The sequence below is a fragment of the Vibrio sp. Vb0888 genome (assembly GCF_033338835.1).
GTDB classification, from domain to species: Bacteria; Pseudomonadota; Gammaproteobacteria; order Enterobacterales; family Vibrionaceae; genus Vibrio; species Vibrio alginolyticus.
The window spans coordinates 1-1,074 of sequence record NZ_JAWOTL010000310.1 but is presented as its reverse complement, the minus strand read 5'-3'; the positions used below and the strand labels follow the sequence as shown (position 1 = coordinate 1,074).

1 protein-coding gene and 1 pseudogene are annotated in these 1,074 nt (G+C 46.0%); one reads left to right on the top strand and one right to left on the bottom strand.

The window, feature by feature from the left end; all coding sequences use genetic code 11:
* Positions 1-221: pseudogene (locus R7P72_RS25880) on the bottom strand (carbenicillin-hydrolyzing class A beta-lactamase); the annotation flags it as partial.
* A gap of 242 nt (positions 222-463) precedes the next feature.
* Here R7P72_RS25880 and R7P72_RS25875 point away from each other — a divergent pair.
* On the top strand, positions 464-1,074 hold a 611-nt coding region (locus R7P72_RS25875; RefSeq protein ID WP_318111101.1), incomplete at its 3' end, for a ferric reductase-like transmembrane domain-containing protein.

The window sequence follows — 1,074 nt, the reverse complement described above, 5'->3', positions numbered from 1 at the left end:
CTTAGCATGGTGGCACACGCTAACGTTTTGAATGTGCTCATTAATGGGAAACGTTCGTCTCCGCGATAATCCCAACGCTCGTCCGTTTGTGTATCCCAGACTGACACTCCAATTCGCCCAGATGTTTGTTTCTCGATGAGGGAGATGTCTTCGTTTAATTTGGAGGCGTAACTAACAGTTGAGCAAACCATCAGCCCAACCAACAGGAATAACTTTTTCATGCGTGGTGTTCTTCGTCCTTTTGGTTTTGATTCGCACTTTGGCGATGTTAAGCAAACTATACCGAGTGAATACTCTAACCACTGTTAAATCCCTGTCGATTTTCTGTAGGATTCTGCGCAATACCTCCAAGTTTGTTATTGACCTTAGGTATATTGTGGGTTTACTCAACTTTACGAATATTGACGTTGCATTACGCTAGAAAAACTAAACTAGAGTTGTCGTCAATTTGAGAGTGATGTTCATGAAAACTGTACGAAATTTTGTATGGATGATAATTGCCGCCGTGTCTGTGTTGTGGTGGATGAGTGAACCGCAACTGCTGTCCTCGACCCAACTCTTCCAATGGCGTTCCGCGCTTATTCAATATTCTGGTGTTTTGTCGTTGGCTTTGATGTCTATTGCGATGGTGTTGGCGCTGCGCTTACCTGTGATCGAGCAATGGGTTCACGGGATGGATAAGGCCTATCGTGTGCATAAATGGCTCGGCATTGCGGGGGTTAGCCTCGGAGTCGTGCATTGGTTGACGTATAAAGTGCCAAAATGGCTAGTGTCGGCAGGAGTGCTCGAAAAACCAATCAAACACACCGGGGTTGGGCCTTCTGGGAACAACTTTGTCGGTTTAGAACTCTGGGTCAAAGAGCTGCGCGATGTGGGGCTTGGTTTGGGGGAGTGGGGTTTTTACCTGCTCTTAGCATTGCTCGTGGTGTCATTGTGGACGGTTGTTAAATACAAGCCATTTAAGTTGTCGCATCGTTTAATGGCTGCTGTGTATTTGATGATTGCTGTTCACTCCGTTTTGTTGATCAAACACGCGTACTGGGGTAAGCCAATTCATTTCGTTGCCTTGGGCTT